We start from the raw sequence: 16,954 nt of genomic DNA, 5'->3' as shown, positions 1-16,954 counted from the left end.
ATACTAGGATTGAATTATGGTTAGCTATCAAGGCAAAAAAGTCGTTATTGTTGGTTTAGGTATCACAGGTCTTTCATGTATTAACTATTTTCTTGCTCAAAATGTTATACCTAAAGTTATCGATACTCGTTTATCCCCATCAGGCTTAGAGCAACTAGACAAACGCGTTGTTTATCATTTAGGTGAATTAAATATTGATTGGTTGCTAGATGCTGATTTAATAATTGCAAGCCCAGGCGTTGCTTTAGCTACACCTGAACTACAACTAGCAGCTAAAAAAGGAATTGAAATTATTGGGGATATAGAGCTATTTTGTCGCGAAATAAATCAACAAAATAATAAACAGATCGTGGCAATCACTGGAGCAAATGGTAAAACAACTGTAACAACATTAGTTGGTGAAATCATTGCATCAACAGGCACTAAAGTTGCTGTTGGGGGAAATATTGGACAACCTGCATTATCGTTATTGAACCAAGATTACGCTGTATATGTTCTTGAACTATCAAGTTTTCAACTAGAAACAACTTATAGTTTACAAGCTACCGTTGCAACAATTTTAAATATTTCACAAGACCATATGGATCGCTATCCTTTTGGTCTAATGCAATATGTCGAGGCGAAGCAACGTATTTACCATAACGCTAAATATTGTGTGATTAATTATGATGATGAGCTAACTACTCCAACAAATAAACAAAGTAATTGTGTTTCATTTGGTGTGACTAAAGGCGATTATCATTTAGATCAACACTGTGAGCATCTTATAGCACAAGAGCAGGACGTATTAGCAACAAAAACCATGAAATTAACTGGGTGCCATAATTATCTTAATGCGCTGGCAGCTTTAGCAATAGCCGATAAATTAAAGATTCCACGAAAATCAAGCATAGCAACAATCGCATCATTCCATGGATTACCTCACCGTTTTGAGTTAGTGCTGGAAAAAAATGGAGTGAAATGGATTAATGACTCTAAAGCAACTAATGTAGGTAGCACTGCAGCTGCTTTAAACAGTATTGTTTGCAAAGGAAAATTATTTTTATTACTAGGTGGCGATGGAAAATCAGCTGATTTTTCGCCACTTATTCCTTATTTACAAAATAGAAACCTGGAGGTTTTCTGCTTTGGGCGAGATCGCTATTTACTAGGTAAACTAGCTGCCAATATAACAACAATCACCGAAACCATGGCGGAATCTGTAAAAATTATTGCTCAAAAAGTGGAGCCCAACGATGTGGTTTTACTTTCCCCTGCTTGTGCAAGTTTAGATCAGTTTAAAAATTATATTGAACGCGGAAAGCGATTTGCACAACTTGCTGCACAATATGCTCAAGGAAATGAAAAATGACATTTTTTGGGCTAAAAAAACAAGTGAATCCACATATACCATTTGATAATCAATTACTTTGGACTGTGCTTGGTTTAATGATATTTGGTTTGATCATGGTGACATCGTCTTCAATGTCATTTAATGAAAGTAATCCGTTCTTTTATACACAACGAGAGCTTATTCAGTTAGGATTATCGTTATTTTTAATGTTTATTACATTATATATTCCAATGCAACGTTGGCAACAGTTTGGGTCAATATTACTAATTATTGCTATTATTATGTTGATTGTTGTGCTAGGCATTGGTTCTTCGATTAATGGTGCGTCTCGCTGGATACCTTTAGGTGTATTCAATTTTCAACCAGCCGAGCTTTCAAAATTAGCACTATTTTTATTTTTAGCAGGTTATTTATCACGTAAATCCGACGAGGTACAAAGTGGCTTTTGGGGCTTTTTTAAACCCATGGTTGTTATGGCAATACTCTCGGTATTATTACTTAAACAACCCGATCTAGGTACTGTTATTGTTTTATTTATGGTGACTATTGGTATCTTATTTATTGCTGGAGCCCAACTGTGGCAATTTATCGCTATTTTACTAACGGGTGTTGGTACAGTGATTTGTTTGATCTTATATGAGTCTTACCGTTTAACACGGTTATTAACTTTTCTTGACCCTTGGCAAGATGCAACGGGTTCAGGCTATCAATTAGTTGCTTCATTAATGGCAATAGGTAATGGCGGCATTACTGGACAAGGTATGGGAAATTCTATCTTAAAATTAGGCTATTTACCTGAATGCCATACTGATTTTATTTTTTCAATCATTTCAGAAGAGTATGGATATATAGGCGTAGTTGCTTTGTTGTCATTGCTTTTCTTTTTGACATTTAAAGCACTTGCAATTGGTTATCGTGCGCTTAATGATGGATCATTATTTTCAGGCTATTTAGCCTGTGAAATAGGTATCTGGTTTGGATTCCAAACATTTGTTAATGTTGGTGTTACATCGGGTATGTTACCAACTAAAGGATTAACATTACCATTTATTAGTTATGGTGGTTCAAGCCTTATTGTGATGAGTATTGCAGTTGCAATATTACTTAGGATAGATTTTGAATTTAGACAACAACAAGCGCAAGCAAGAATAAGGTTAATAAAATAATGAAAAAATTATTAGTTATGGCAGGGGGAACTGGTGGGCATGTTTTTCCCGGTATTGCTGTTGCGCATTATTTAATGAAGCAAGGCTGGCAAGTAAGATGGTTAGGCACCGCCGATAGAATGGAAGCACACCTAGTTCCTGAAAATGGTATTGATATTGATTTTATCGAAATATCAGGGCTACGCGGAAAAGGTATTATCACATTGTTAAAAGCACCTTATAAAATTTTAAAAGCTGTTTTACAGGCGCGGAAAATTTTAAAAAACTATCGCCCCGATGTAGTTCTTGGAATGGGAGGATATGTTTCAGGTCCTGGAGGAATAGCAGCAAAAACACTTGGCATCCCTATTGTTTTACATGAACAAAATGGTATAGCGGGTTTAACCAACAAGTGGCTGGCTAAAATTGCAACTAAAGTTTTGCAAGCATTCCCAACAGCTTTCCCTAATGCTGAAGTTGTTGGCAATCCTGTGCGTAGTGAACTTTTAACTATTGCAAGGCCTGAAGAAAGATTCAAAGATCGCCATGGACCAATTAGAATATTGGTCATGGGGGGAAGCCAAGGCGCAAAAGTTATTAATGATATAGTGCCTCAAGCGATAACAAAATTATCAGATAAATATGTAATATGGCACCAAACTGGTAAAGGAATGTTAAATTCAGTCACTGAATCTTATCAAGATTGTAATATGAAAAATAACAAAGTGACTGAATTTATCTCTGATGTTGCTGAGGCATATAATTGGGCAGATCTTGTAATTTGTCGGAGTGGCGCATTAACCGTTAGTGAAATTGAAATTGTTGGTATCGGTGCTATTTTTGTTCCGTTTATGCATAAAGATCGCCAACAATTTTGGAATGCAAAATCATTAGCAGATATAGGCGCAGCTAACATCATAGAACAACCAGATTTTAGCGTTGAATCCTTATCAAAACTATTACTAAATCTGAATCGCGACAAACTAATTGAAATGGCGATTAAAGCTAAAAGTTTATCTATTGTAAATTCCACTGAAAAAGTGGCGCAAACCCTTAATTCAGTGATAAAATAATAAACTTATAATATGAATTTATGTAATAATTCTTTTAAAAAGTTTCAAGTTAGGCGTATGTTTGAGTCAATAAATTGTTTGAACTAGAAATAACAGATATAAAAATGTTCAATGATGATATGACGCTGTGCACTATGCAATGAAAAAATAATTAGGAGTTCAATAGTGAATACAAGGGAATTAGCAGAGTTAAGAGCAATTATTCCTGAAATGAAACGAGTAAAACATATTCACTTTGTGGGTATTGGTGGCGCGGGCATGGGTGGAATTGCCGAAGTTCTAGCTAATGAAGGGTACAACATTAGCGGTTCAGATATTGCTGAAAATGCTGTGACTCAACACCTAGAAATATTAGGAGCAAAGATCGTTATTGGTCATGCCGCTGAAAATGTTATTAACGCCAGTGTTGTCGTTATATCTTCGGCTATTTCGCAAGATAACATTGAAGTGGTTGCTGCCCGTGAGGCTCGTATACCAGTCATTCAACGCGCTGAAATGTTAGCTGAATTGATGCGTTTTCGATACGGCATTGCTATTGCTGGCACGCACGGTAAAACCACGACAACGGCAATGGTTACCACTATTTATGCTGAAGCTAAACTTGATCCAACCTTTGTTAATGGCGGTTTAGTTAAGGCAGCAGGAGTACATGCTAAGCTAGGTAGTAGTCGTTATTTTATTGCAGAAGCAGATGAAAGTGATGCTTCATTTCTTCATTTGCAACCAATGGTATCTATTGTAACTAATATCGAACCTGACCATATGGATACTTACCAAGGCAGTATTGAGAATCTTAAACAAACATTTATTTCGTTTTTACGAAACCTGCCATTTTATGGTTTAGCTATTATGTGTTATGACGATCCGATTAATCGTGAATTATTACCGATTGTAGGACGAAAAGTCATTACTTATGGATTTAGTGAAGAAGCTGATGTTGTTATTAAAGATTATCGCCAAGAAAAAGGCATAAGCTATTATACTGTTTGCCGTCCAGAGCGGCCAAATTTACAAATCGAGTTAAATGCACCAGGTAAACATAATGCCTTAAACTCAGTAGCTGCAATTATTGCTGCCACTGAAGATGGCATTGATGATGAATCGATTATAAATGCATTAGCTAAATTTGCAGGTACCAGTAGGCGTTTTGATTTATTAGGTGTTTTTCCTCATGCCGACGGTGGGGATATTATGATGGTTGATGATTATGGGCATCATCCAAGCGAGGTTAATGCAACAATCCAAGCGGCAAGAAATGGTTGGCCTGAACGACGGCTTGTGTTGTTATTTCAACCACACCGATATACGCGCACTCGCGATTTATTTGATGATTTTGCGCAAGTACTTTCTCAAGTTGATGCTCTTGTGATGTTAGATGTCTATCCTGCTGGAGAGCAACCCATTGCAGGGGCTGATAGTCGTTCTTTATGCCGAACAATTCGTAATCGAGGTAAAGTTGATCCCATTTATATCTCTGATTTAACTTTGTTGCCTGAAATTATGCAAGAAGTATTACAAGGTGGTGATTTATTAATTACACAAGGCGCTGGTAGTGTTGGTCGTATTGCTCGCCAATTAGCTAAAACTCAATTATCTTCAAAAGAGGCTTTATAAAAATGGTTGATAAAGTTGCTGTATTATATGGTGGTACCTCTTCTGAGCGTGAAGTATCGCTTAAGTCAGGTAAAGCTGTATGTGCAGGATTATTGGCAAATGGTGTTGATGCACATCTTATTGATACTAAATATCACCCTATCACTAATTTAAAAGCGGAGGGTTACACAAAGGCTTTTGTTATCCTTCATGGACGTGGTGGTGAAGATGGTATTGCTCAAGCAATTTTGACTTATCAAAATATTCCTTATACGGGCAGTGATGTTTTGTCATCAGCATTAACCATGGATAAGTTAAAAACTAAATTGATCTGGAAATCGCTCAATTTACCTGTTGCTGATTACATCATGGTAGAAAAATCACAATCAATTGATACGGACTCTATTGTTAAACAACTTGGATTACCACTGTTTGTTAAACCAATTCATGAGGGTTCTAGTGTCGGTATGGCTCGTGTTAATGAAGAATCTGAATTAAAATCAGCCATTGATGCCGCTTTTAAATATGATAGTGCAGTAATGGTTGAGTCATTTTTAGCTGGTCCAGAATTTACAGTATCTATTGTCGGTGAAGAGGTTTTACCGTCAATTCACATAAAACCTACTACCAAGTTTTATGATTATGATGCCAAATATTTATCTGACACTACCCAGTATTTTTGTCCAAGCGGTTTACCTAATGACAAAGAGCAAGAAATTCAAAAATTAGCATTAGATGCTTATAAAGCGGTTGGTTGCAGGGGCTGGGGAAGAGTTGATATCATGTTTGATGCTAATCAAAAACCATTCCTACTTGAGGTAAACACTGCGCCAGGAATGACAGATCACAGCTTGGTACCTATGGCGGCAAAACAACATGGTTGGTCATTTAACGAACTTGTAGCCAAAATCTTAAATTTGGCAATTCTCTAATTGGCCTTATTTTATGAAACAAGTTCGGCAAGCAGCGCATAGAAGAGAAGAAAAAAATAAAAGGCGGTTGCTTATCTTTCGTAATACAGAACAATTTTTAGGTTTTTTGTTCTTTATTATGATTATTTTTATTAGCATTTGGGTGATTCAAAGCTTTAAGAATTGGATGGATGATCCCGAGCAAATGGTATTATCACAATTAACGTTAAGTGGGGAACACACCTATACAACTGAGGACGATCTTCGAAATGCGATTTTAGGATTAGGGTTGCCTAATACCTATATAGGACAAGATGTTAATGATATTCAACAAGAAATCATGCGATTTCCATGGGTTAAACAAACCAGTGTGCGAAAACAATGGCCTGATAGGCTAATTATTTATGTAGAAGAATATAAACCTGTACTTTATTGGAATGATCTATTTTTACTTGATAAAAATGGTAATGTATTTAGTGTACCTCTTGACCGTATTGCCGAATTACAATTACCAAGGCTATACGGTCCAGAGGGTAAGGCAAAAGCAGCGTTAGAAATTTATTTGAAATTAGAAGATATTTCTAAAAAATTAGCTAATAATGAGTTAGCATTACATATTAAATTCGCTATAACTGATGAACGCAATGCATGGCAATTGATGATAAAACAATGTATATCTGGTTTTTGCCTTGAAAATCAAGAAATAAAATTATTGTTAGGTAGTGAAAAAATTGAACAGAGATATCAACAATTTATTAAATTATTTCCAGAAATTCAATCAAGAGTGCCTGAAAATGAAAGAATAACGGTAGCTGATTTACGTTACGAAAATGGTATTTCAGTACAAAGAGAAAAAATAATGCTGTAAGGAATAAATTAAGGCTGAAGTATGAAAGCAACAGAAAAAAAATTGGTCGTTGGATTAGAGGTTGGCACATCCAAAGTGCTTGCTCTTGTTGGTGAAGTTCTTCCTGATGGTATTGTCAATATCATTGGTGTGGGGCACTGCCCATCAAAAGGTGTTGATAAAGGTGGTGTAAACGATCTTGAGTCTGTAGTGAAATCAATCCAACGAGCGGTTGATCAAGCTGAACTAATGGCTGATTGCCAAATATCCTCAGTATATTTAAGCCTTTCTGGTAAACATATCCGGTGCCAAAATGAAATAGGAATGGTGCCAATAGCCGACGAAGAAGTCACAGCAGAGGACGTAGATAATGTTGTTCATACAGCAAAATCAGTCAGAATTTTAGATGAACACCGTATTTTACACGTCATTGCACAAGAATATTCTATTGATTTACAAGAAGGTATTAAAAATCCCGTTGGTTTATCTGGAGTAAGGATGAAAGCCAAAGTTCACTTAATTACTTGTCATAATGATATGGCTAGAAATATTGTGAAAGCAGTTGAACGTTGCGGATTAAAAGTAGATCAGCTTATTTTTTCTGGATTAGCTTCCAGCTATGCAGTTTTAACTGATGATGAAAAAGAATTAGGTGTTTGCGTAATAGACATCGGTGGCGGTACAATGGATGTGACAGTCTATACTGATGGTGCATTACGTCATTCTGTTGTAATCCCTTATGCTGGCAATGTTGTTACCAGCGATATTGCATATGCGTTTGGCGCACCACCTATGGATGCAGAAAACATTAAGATTCGTTATGGGTGTGCTGTAGGTTCGTTAGTGGGTAAAGATGAGGTTATTGATGTCCCTAGTGTAGGGGGAAGGCCGTCTCGTTCATTGCAACGACAGACGCTTACCGATGTAATTGAACCACGCTATTCAGAACTTCTTGCGTTGGTACAAAAAGAGTTACTTGTATTACAAGAAGAACTTAAGAAACAAAATATTAAATATCAATTAGCAGCAGGTATTGTTTTAACTGGTGGCGCATCTCAAATAAAAGGAATGGTAGAATGCGCCGAAAAAGTATTTAAAAACCAAGTGCGTATTGGTCAGCCATTAAACATATCAGGATTAACCGATTATGTTCAAAAACCTTATTGTTCAACAACTATAGGGTTATTACATTATGGAAAACAAGATTTATTAAATGATGATGCTAAAGATAGCAATAAATCATCATTAAAAGGGATAGCTAAACGATTGACCGGATGGTTTAAAAAAGAATTTTAGCTAGTATATTTCAAGAACTTCGTGGACATTGTAGATGATTATCTGTACAATGTCCGCAGATCGTAAATTTGGAGATAAGTTATGTTTGAGCCTATGGTTGCAGATGCTGAGCCAGCAGCAGTCATTAAAGTTATTGGTGTCGGTGGTGGCGGTGGTAATGCTGTCGAGCATATGATTGCAGAGCATATTGAAGGTGTTGAGTTTTTTGCGGCAAATACAGATGCGCAAGCATTAAAAAGAATTAAGGTGGGTCAAACTATCCAGATTGGGACTAATGTTACTAAAGGGCTTGGTGCTGGCGCTAATCCAGAAGTTGGTAGAAATTCTGCAGAGGAAGATCGCGAGGTCATCCGCAGTGCAATTGAAGGTGCTGACATGGTTTTTATCGCTGCTGGAATGGGCGGGGGCACAGGAACGGGTGCAGCTCCAGTCGTTGCCGAGATAGCAAAAGAATTAGGTATTTTAACGGTTGCTGTTGTTACTAAACCTTTTAGCTTTGAAGGTAAAAAACGTATGGCTTTTGCTGAACAGGGTATTTCTGAATTAGCAAAACATGTCGATTCACTGATCACTATTCCAAATGACAAATTATTAAAAGTATTAGGTCGTGGAGTTAAATTGCTTGATGCTTTTGCGGCAGCTAATGGCGTTTTAAAAGGTGCAGTACAAGGTATTGCTGAACTTATCACTAAACCAGGTCTTATCAATGTTGACTTTGCTGATGTAAGAACAGTGATGTCTGAAATGGGATATGCTATGATGGGCTCTGGTAGAGCTAGTGGCGATAACCGAGCCGAAGAGGCAGCAGAAATGGCAATTTCTAGTCCATTACTTGAAGATATTGATTTATCTGGTGCTCGTGGTGTATTAGTAAATGTAACTGCGGGGTTAGATATTGGTTTAGAAGAGTTTGAAACAGTAGGTAGCACAGTTAAAGCGTTCGCTTCTGACAATGCAACAGTCGTTGTTGGTACAACATTTGATCCAGATATGTCTGATGAGATTCGAGTAACAGTAGTTGCAACGGGTATTGGTATGGATAAACGACCAGAAGCTAAAATAGTTAAACCACCCGTGTCACACAATGATTTGTTTGGCCACAGCAATACATTAGGACAACAAGAAGAGAAATTAGCTAAGGTTGCTAATGAACCAACAGCTTCTCCGCTTGAGGATCATAAAATTTTAGATATTCCAGCTTTCATCCGTAAGCAAGCGAATTAGAATTGAACTTATTTGATTTTTTATTGTCAAAATCGATAGGAACAAACAAAAAAGTAGGTGTAAAGTGAAACAAAGAACATTAAAGAAAACCATTCAAGCAACTGGTGTTGGTTTACATACTGGCAAGAAAGTTACTTTGACATTACGCCCTGCGCCAGAAAATACAGGTATTATTTATCGTCGTACTGATTTGAATCCATATGTTGATTTTCCAGTGGATGCAAAATCAGTGCGAGATACCATGCTTTGTACCTGTTTAGTAAACGAAGATAATGTTCGCATTTCAACAGTTGAGCATATCAATGCTGCTTTAGCTGGGCTAGGTATTGATAATCTCATTATTGAAGTTAATGCTCCCGAAATTCCAATTATGGACGGTAGCGCAAGCCCTTTTGTTTATTTATTGCTTGATGCAGGTATTGCTGAACAAAATGCCTTGAAGAAGTTTTTGTGTGTAAAGGAAACTATTCGAGTTGAAAATGGTGATAAATGGGCCGAAATAAGACCTTATAATGGATTTAGATTAGATTTTACCATTGATTTTCATCATCCTGCTATTGATAACAGTTCACAACGTTATCAGTTGGATTTTTCTTCTGAGTCTTTTATTCGCCAAATCAGCCGAGCTAGAACTTTTGGGTTTATGCGTGATATTGAAGCATTACAATCTAAAGGTTTATGCTTAGGTGGTAGCTTAGACTGTGCAATTGTGGTAGATGATTACAAAGTACTCAATGACGATGGTTTACGTTTTGATGATGAATTTGTTCGTCACAAAATGCTTGATACTATTGGCGATTTATATATGAGTGGTCATAATATGATTGGTGAAGTAGTTTGTTATAAATCAGGTCATGCATTGAATAATCAATTGTTACAAGCATTATTGGCGAAACAAGATGCTTGGGAATATGTAACATTTACAGAAGAGCAAACGGTGCCACTTGTGTTAGGCACTCAACAGCTTGTTTTAGCGTAAAATCATAAATAGTTATGTTTCATAAACGCTCCTATTAAAAATAGGAGCGTTTTTATTTTATATTTAAAGAGATACTAATATGAAAAATAGCCATTTTTTTGCCCATTTATCACGCCTAAAACTAATTAACCGTTGGCCTTTAATGCGTAATGTAAGAACAGAAAATGTATCAGAGCATAGCTTACAAGTTGCTTTTGTTGCACATGCTTTAGCTGTAATTAAAAATAAGAAATTTAATGGCGATGTAAACCCTGAACGCATCGCATTATTAGCAATGTATCATGATGTTTCAGAAGTAATAACTGGCGATTTACCGACGCCCACAAAATATTATAATCCGCAAATTACTGTTGAATATAAAAAAATTGAGAAAATAGCACAACACAAACTTCTTAATATGCTTCCTGAAGAGTTACAAGATGATTTTAAGACATTAATTGATGATGATTTTTATAGCGAAGCAGAAAAAAACATTGTAAAACAAGCTGACGCATTATGTGCTTATCTGAAAACAATTGAGGAATTAAGTGCGGGTAATAATGAATTTAAATTAGCAGAGCAACGTTTAAAAGAGACTTTATCTGAACGTAATAGCCCTGAAATGAAATACTTTTTAGATGTTTTTGTGCCAAGCTTTAGCTTATCATTAGACGAAATAACGATGTAAAACAACTTATTTACCCGCGTATTTTTATTTCGATCATGCTCTATAATTAAAATGGTTCTTTATATTTAGCATCCCATTTATAGTAGTCAAAAATAGATTCTCACAATAGTTATAAGTTATAATAAGCCCACTTGCTATTTGATTGTGATTAAATATTTTGGATGAAGATAACAAATATACACGTTTTTGATATCGACTCAAAGCAACCTGTAGACATCCAAAAGTAAATATTTTTACAGGCGACAGTTACCACAATGATATCTGTTTTTAGATAACTGATACAAATATATTTTAATAACTCTAACCCTGTAAGTTTTAGAATAAAAACATCAAGTAAAATTAAACCCACACAATTATCATGAGCAATGATACGCTGCAATAGGTTTTCTTAATTAGTTGAATCGCACAATTGAATATGCTCATTAAACGCATCAATGTTTGCTAACACTATAAAACCAATCTTACAATTATCTCCTTTCGCTAAATAACTTTTTTGAAATATACGTTGTGAGCTTTCTTCTAAAAGATTATCACCGTTATTAATGATTTCGATTTTATTTGGTGAAGAGATAAATTTAGTAGCGCTTTCAACTCGAGAGCGCAAACATTGTAAATATTAACAATACAACGCATATAAATATTTTATCAGCTAGAAATAAAGTGAAAACTAACAAAAGAAGCTAATAAGCTTAAATTTAAGTGTTACTTGATTAAAAGGTATTTCATTGAAATTCAATATCTCTTTCCACCACAATGGTTTGAATTGATATTCATTACAAAATCTGCTAATAACATTAGTTAATTGACAGATTATTACTAATGCAATTTAACAGACTAAATAATTTGCTTATTTTACTGCGTTATTTATGCTTTCAGTTACTAATTTAGCAATATTTGGCTCAAAAGCATTGAATAATATATATTCTACCGATACTTTATGAGCAGTCACAATACTTGCTTATATTTTTAAAGTGATATTTTTAGCTTTTGCATCCAAAGATCCTTTAAAAATTCTGATAAATACTAATAGACTATTCATTTTATTTGGATAATCGCGCATCTAGCACTAATAATATAAGTATACATAGCTTTTTCTGCTTTGGAGTTGTTGAGTAATTAAGTAGGATGAAGATTGAAGTTAATAGTTTTAAACAGTAGAACGCTAAAATAGACTTAAACGCATATTGACCTAAAACTTTTTAAAAATAGCAATTAAAAATAACGTATTATTAGCGCAATAAACATTCTTGAATTTTATCAGCCTCTTTATTAAGTGCATCAATAACCAGATTCGGGTGAACACTTTCAAGCGTTTTCACATTTTCAAATCCATCATTTACAACTGAACCTGTATATTGGTGAGCTTGTTTAATATTGCTAAATAGATAATGGATGTTATTTTGATGACGAGTTGCCGTTAGGATATAACTGATAAAATATTTAGTATGGTAAAGATAGTCAGTTACAGCATTAGCCACAACATGATTACCTTCAACTAATTTAATTGTGTCACCTCCGCTAACTGTGATTGCTTGCTGGCTCGGCACATTGTAATAAGGCCACCAAAGTGATCCAGAATAGTTTTCACTTGCTAATACCACTGGACCATTATCAAGTTCTTGCGCAATACATAAAGATAAAGAGGAGTGGAGGGCGGTAATTGGTCGTGATGTATTGTACTTATTTAATATATCAGCGCCTGACGAATTTTGAGCAATTTCAACACCGCTAGTCTGATAAATTGACAACATTTTTTGCGATGTGCAACTTGTTAGAATAGTTAAAACAGCCAAATAACCAATTAACTTTTTCATATCCCATCCTTTTTTGAATAAGCTCATCAATTCTAGCTTTTTGCATCCTAATTTACTAGTATTTATCAATAGTGAATACAAATTTAATTAAGGCTGAAGAAAAGGTTATTGATTAAGTATCTTTATAAGTGACAAAATTGCTCACAATAATAAGATAATTAATCTCCTTTACCACGGATTTTACGGGATAATCGTTTAAAACCATGAGTAAACTTTTTAATCGTCATAGCCCAAAAAGGCACCTTAATTATGATATTAAACCGTTCTTTTAATTCAATTGCATCATTGGCCTTAGTTAACCAAATAAACCCCGAATTAGTTAAATCAATGGCTTTGATTTTTCCTTCAGGCGTTAAAATAAAATTTCCACCATGCACATCATTAGAAACGAGATTATAACTGTGCAGCTTTTCTATGCACTCTTTTACCTGATCGCCATACTCTTTCATTTCATCCCATTTTAAAGAGCGACCTTCAATGAAGTTAAAAATCATATAATGGCGATTTGTTTTTTGGTCAAAAGCAACCAAATAAAGTTCATAAGCAATATCACACTTATCAAGCGATATTCTTGCCAGCTTACGAATTAAATTAAAATAAAAATCACCAGTAATTTTGGCTATCAAACGACGCTCTAAACGATGCTCAACGCCACCATCAATTTTAAAAATAAATTTATCTTGCTTATGATTGATTAGATAAGTATATCGTTCAATTTTATCGCTTGGATCCAGTAACTCATGATGCCCTTCTTCTGCCAAAAATTGGTCAAAAAGCTCTAAATAATTGATTTCGTCATTTTGCACGTAAGCGAATTTTAAATTGCCGCGTTGAACCTCAATAATTTTTGCAAAGTTATTCAAATTTATTATCCCAAAATACATCAAAAAATTTAGCTTATCTTAAACATTATACGCGTTAAAGTAAATGGAACAGTAATGGGGACTCAGCAACATAGATTAATAACAACGATTTAGAATAATACATATTTGTTACTTAATAAAAAATGATATTATAGTGAAATTGTTTATTTATATTGCTGACATCTATGGCTAATAATGCTTCCCAATGGTTTTTATACATTATTAGAACAGCTAAACAATCACTTTATACTGGCATTACGACAGATATTACAAGGCGTTTTGAGCAACATAAAAATGGCAAAGGTTCTAAATATTTAAAAGCGCATCAAGATCTTAGCATTGTTTATCAAATTAGCGTGGGTGATAAATCCACAGCGCTAAAAATTGAGTATCGAATAAAACAGCTTTCTAAGCATAAAAAAGAGTGGTTGATTTTAAAGCAACCTAATTTTGAGCAGTTATTACAATCCCTTTCACTATAACGTAATAGAGTGTAATAAATTAAGTTTTCATAATATCAACCAAGTTTTTTATTTAATTTTTAGCCTTATATCATTGGAGCTAATTGTAGTGGTGGTGATTTGATAGCAGTAATTTGCTGTTTAAATTCAGTTAATTGCTGGTGCCAAAAATCATCATCAGTGAACCATGGAAAGGCGATTGGAAAAGCAGGATCTTGCCAATGCGCTATAACCCATGCTAAATGGTGAATCATTCTCATTGCTCTCAAAGGCTCAATAAGTTTTAATTGATGGTTATCAAAAGGATAAAACTCTTGATACATTTCAATTAGCATATCTAATTGCAGACGTTGCTGTTTATGATCGCCATGTAGTAACATCCATAGATCTTGGATTGCAGGTCCATTGCGTGAATCATCAAAATCAACAAACATCGCATTATCACGCCATAAAATATTGCCAGCATGGCAATCAGCATGTAAACGAATAGGTTGCCAATCATTGTGCCAATATTGTTCAACAGCTTTAATTAATTGCGCTAAAATTATTTTAAGATCGGATTGAACTTTATTGGGAATAAAGCGACAAGATAACAAAACCTCTTGTGGATGATAAAGATATTCCTCTAACCCGATAGTTGGGCGGTATGAAAAAGATTGTTTTGCACCTATTTGATGAATACGCCCGAGCAACATAGCAACAGACTCCATCTGTTCAATATTATCTATTTCATATTGCCGTCCGCCCATGCTTGGAAATAGGGAAAACAGGTAACCGTGGTATTCATGTAGCGTCGTATTATTAAATGTCAATGGCGTAATAACAGGAATTTCCGCATCGAATAACTGCTGGGTAAACTGATGTTCTTCAAGAATCTGAGCTCGATTCCAGCGATGAGGACGATAAAATTTAACAACATAACGGGTGTGATCTTCATCATGAAATTGGTAGACTCGGTTTTCATAACTATTTAAGGCGGTAAGTCCTGAATCAAGACGAATCCCGATGGACCCCAAACTATCAACAATCAAATCAGGCGATAACGAGTTATATGAAAAAGGGGTATTATCCATTAAACTGTTACCTTTACTGTTGGCTAAACCATTCATCTAATTTTTGTTTTAAAGGCTCTAATCCCATGCGCTTAGGCGAGGAAAACGGCGCAACGATAATATCCCCTTGAAAAGGCAAAATGGCTTCTTTAACCATGTTAACTTGTTTTTTTTGTGCTCCAGAAGCAAGTTTATCGGCCTTAGTAAGTAATAACATGACAGAAATATTAACTGAAACCGCCCATTGAATCATCTGTTGGTCTAAATCTTTTAACGGATGCCTTATATCCATTAGAACAACTAACCCTTTCAGGCTTTCACGTTTTTGTAGATATTCCCCTAAAGATTTTTGCCATTTACGTTTTATGGCTTCGGGAACTTGTGCATAACCATAACCTGGCAAATCAACTAAACGGCAATTTTCTTCAACCTCAAAAAGATTAATTAACTGAGTTCTTCCCGGTGTTTTACTTGTTCTGGCTAGCGTTTTTTGATTGGTTAATGTGTTGAGTGCACTGGATTTACCCGCATTAGATCTGCCAGCAAATGCCACCTCAACACCACTATCACTTGGTAAATGAGAAATATCAGGCGCGCTTAAAATAAAATGAGTTTTTGCGTAATTTAATGGTCGAATTGTTGTCATAAAAAAATACCTTTAAGCGCACAACGGCACTTAATTGATTAAAATGCCGTTACTGTATAGAAAAACTCAAGCATTGACAACTTTTTCGACTGCTTTTGTCAAACGTGCCATCCCTTCTTTTATCTCATCTTCGGATATAATCAGCGATGGGGTAAAACGTAACACATTTGAGCCTGCATTTAAAATCATCACTTTAAACTCGGCCGCAACATTTAACAAATCACGGGCTTTATTATGAAATTCAGGTTGTAACTCAACACCTAATAATAAGCCTTTACCTCGATATTCTCGGAACAATTTGAATTTATCATTGATTAGCTCAAGTTCTTTAATAAATAAAGCTCGTCGAATTTGCACGCCTTCAAGTACTTCAGGAGAATTGATAATATCAAATGCTTCACAGGCCACAGCGCAGGCCAAAGGGTTACCGCCATAAGTTGTGCCATGTACGCCAGGATGCATAACAGAAGCAATTTCATTCGTTGTTAACATAGCACTAATTGGGAACCCACCACCTAATGCCTTAGCAGAGGTTAAAATATCAGGTTTTACATCATATTGCTGGTAAGTATATAAACGCCCTGTTCTCCCCATGCCACATTGGACCTCATCAAATACAAGTAGCGCTTGATATTCATCACACAGATTACGTACCCCTTGTAAAAATTCAGGTGTTGCTGAGGCTAAACCTCCTTCACCTTGTACGGGCTCTAAAACAACAGCACAAGTATGGTCATCCATTACAGCCTTAACAGCATCCAAATCATTAAAAGGCACATGAATAATATCAGCAGGTTTTGGACCAAAGCCATCAGAATATTTAGCTTGCCCGCCAACCGACACAGTAAAAAATGTACGTCCATGAAATGATTGATAAAAGGCAATAATCTTAGTTTTATAAGGATTGTATTTTTGTATTGCGTAATAACGCGCTAATTTAAACGCCGCTTCATTAGCTTCTGCGCCTGAATTTGCAAAAAAAACACGATCAGCAAATGTGTTATCAATCAGTTTTTGCGCCAACTTTAACGAGGGCTCATTAGTAAAAAC

The 16,954-nt window shown here is 35.4% G+C and carries 16 protein-coding genes; 11 read left to right on the top strand and 5 right to left on the bottom strand.

The window, feature by feature from the left end; translation table 11 throughout:
* The first annotated feature begins 16 nt into the window (after nt 1-16).
* From murD to yfbR, 10 genes are all read left to right on the top strand, one after another.
* On the top strand, nt 17-1,351 hold the full coding sequence (gene murD, locus A9G30_RS04500; RefSeq protein ID WP_065581899.1) for a UDP-N-acetylmuramoyl-L-alanine--D-glutamate ligase: 1,335 nt from the start codon (nt 17-19) through the stop codon (nt 1,349-1,351).
* The gene (gene ftsW / locus A9G30_RS04495) at nt 1,348-2,499 is read left to right on the top strand and encodes a cell division protein FtsW (RefSeq protein WP_065581898.1); all 1,152 of its coding nucleotides are present in this window, start codon (nt 1,348-1,350) and stop codon (nt 2,497-2,499) included. The genes murD and ftsW overlap by 4 nt, the downstream gene beginning before the upstream one ends.
* Nucleotides 2,499-3,551 (top strand): undecaprenyldiphospho-muramoylpentapeptide beta-N-acetylglucosaminyltransferase, encoded by a 1,053-nt coding sequence (gene murG / locus A9G30_RS04490; RefSeq protein ID WP_065588188.1) that lies wholly within the window; start codon nt 2,499-2,501, stop codon nt 3,549-3,551. Before ftsW ends, murG begins: the two co-directional genes overlap by 1 nt.
* A 165-nt stretch (nt 3,552-3,716) precedes the next feature.
* Nucleotides 3,717-5,165 (top strand): UDP-N-acetylmuramate--L-alanine ligase, encoded by a 1,449-nt coding sequence (gene murC, locus A9G30_RS04485; RefSeq protein ID WP_065588187.1) that lies wholly within the window; start codon nt 3,717-3,719, stop codon nt 5,163-5,165.
* Between the two features lie 2 nt (nt 5,166-5,167).
* Nucleotides 5,168-6,076, top strand: a complete 909-nt coding sequence (locus tag A9G30_RS04480; RefSeq protein ID WP_065566549.1) for a D-alanine--D-alanine ligase — start codon at nt 5,168-5,170, stop codon at nt 6,074-6,076.
* 13 nt (nt 6,077-6,089) lie between these two features.
* A complete protein-coding gene (locus tag A9G30_RS04475; protein ID WP_065566548.1) occupies nt 6,090-6,923 on the top strand; it encodes an FtsQ-type POTRA domain-containing protein in 834 nt (277 codons plus the stop codon).
* A 21-nt stretch (nt 6,924-6,944) separates the two neighbouring features.
* Complete coding sequence (gene ftsA, locus A9G30_RS04470) at nt 6,945-8,198, top strand: cell division protein FtsA (RefSeq protein ID WP_065566547.1); 1,254 nt, start codon at nt 6,945-6,947, stop codon at nt 8,196-8,198.
* 81 nt (nt 8,199-8,279) lie between these two features.
* Entirely contained in the window at nt 8,280-9,422 is a 1,143-nt protein-coding gene (gene ftsZ, locus A9G30_RS04465) for a cell division protein FtsZ (protein ID WP_065566546.1), read from the top strand.
* Between the two features lie 64 nt (nt 9,423-9,486).
* Nucleotides 9,487-10,401, top strand: coding sequence for a UDP-3-O-acyl-N-acetylglucosamine deacetylase (gene lpxC, locus A9G30_RS04460; RefSeq protein WP_065581892.1), 915 nt, complete (start codon nt 9,487-9,489; stop codon nt 10,399-10,401).
* A 79-nt stretch (nt 10,402-10,480) separates the two neighbouring features.
* A complete protein-coding gene (gene yfbR / locus A9G30_RS04455; RefSeq protein WP_065588185.1) occupies nt 10,481-11,068 on the top strand; it encodes a 5'-deoxynucleotidase in 588 nt (195 codons plus the stop codon).
* Between the two features lie 1,229 nt (nt 11,069-12,297).
* Here yfbR and A9G30_RS04445 read toward each other — a convergent pair.
* Together A9G30_RS04445 and A9G30_RS04440 are read right to left on the bottom strand one after the other, a co-directional pair.
* Entirely contained in the window at nt 12,298-12,882 is a 585-nt protein-coding gene (locus A9G30_RS04445; RefSeq protein ID WP_065588183.1) for a hypothetical protein, read from the bottom strand.
* Nucleotides 12,883-13,040: 158 nt separating this feature from the next.
* A complete protein-coding gene (locus A9G30_RS04440; protein ID WP_176700844.1) occupies nt 13,041-13,745 on the bottom strand; it encodes a lipopolysaccharide core heptose(II) kinase RfaY in 705 nt (234 codons plus the stop codon).
* Nucleotides 13,746-13,930: 185 nt separating this feature from the next.
* Between A9G30_RS04440 and A9G30_RS04435 the strand changes: the two genes are divergently transcribed.
* Nucleotides 13,931-14,227 (top strand): GIY-YIG nuclease family protein, encoded by a 297-nt coding sequence (locus tag A9G30_RS04435; protein ID WP_065566541.1) that lies wholly within the window; start codon nt 13,931-13,933, stop codon nt 14,225-14,227.
* Nucleotides 14,228-14,292: 65 nt separating this feature from the next.
* On the opposite strand, the gene A9G30_RS04430 is transcribed toward A9G30_RS04435, so the two are convergent.
* The 3 genes from A9G30_RS04430 to A9G30_RS04420 all read right to left on the bottom strand — a co-directional run.
* Nucleotides 14,293-15,279 (bottom strand): serine/threonine protein kinase, encoded by a 987-nt coding sequence (locus tag A9G30_RS04430; RefSeq protein ID WP_065588193.1) that lies wholly within the window; start codon nt 15,277-15,279, stop codon nt 14,293-14,295.
* A gap of 13 nt (nt 15,280-15,292) precedes the next feature.
* Nucleotides 15,293-15,895, bottom strand: coding sequence for a ribosome biogenesis GTP-binding protein YihA/YsxC (gene yihA, locus A9G30_RS04425; RefSeq protein WP_141671989.1), 603 nt, complete (start codon nt 15,893-15,895; stop codon nt 15,293-15,295).
* Between the two features lie 75 nt (nt 15,896-15,970).
* On the bottom strand, nt 15,971-16,954 hold a 984-nt coding region (locus A9G30_RS04420; RefSeq protein WP_065588182.1), incomplete at its 5' end, for an acetylornithine/succinyldiaminopimelate transaminase.

Origin of the sequence: Gilliamella sp. Fer4-1 (assembly GCF_001690515.1) — a bacterium.
Lineage (GTDB): Bacteria > Pseudomonadota > Gammaproteobacteria > Enterobacterales > Orbaceae > Gilliamella > Gilliamella apicola_C.
The sequence above is the reverse complement of the archived record's forward strand: the minus strand, read 5'-3'. Positions and strand labels throughout refer to the sequence as shown.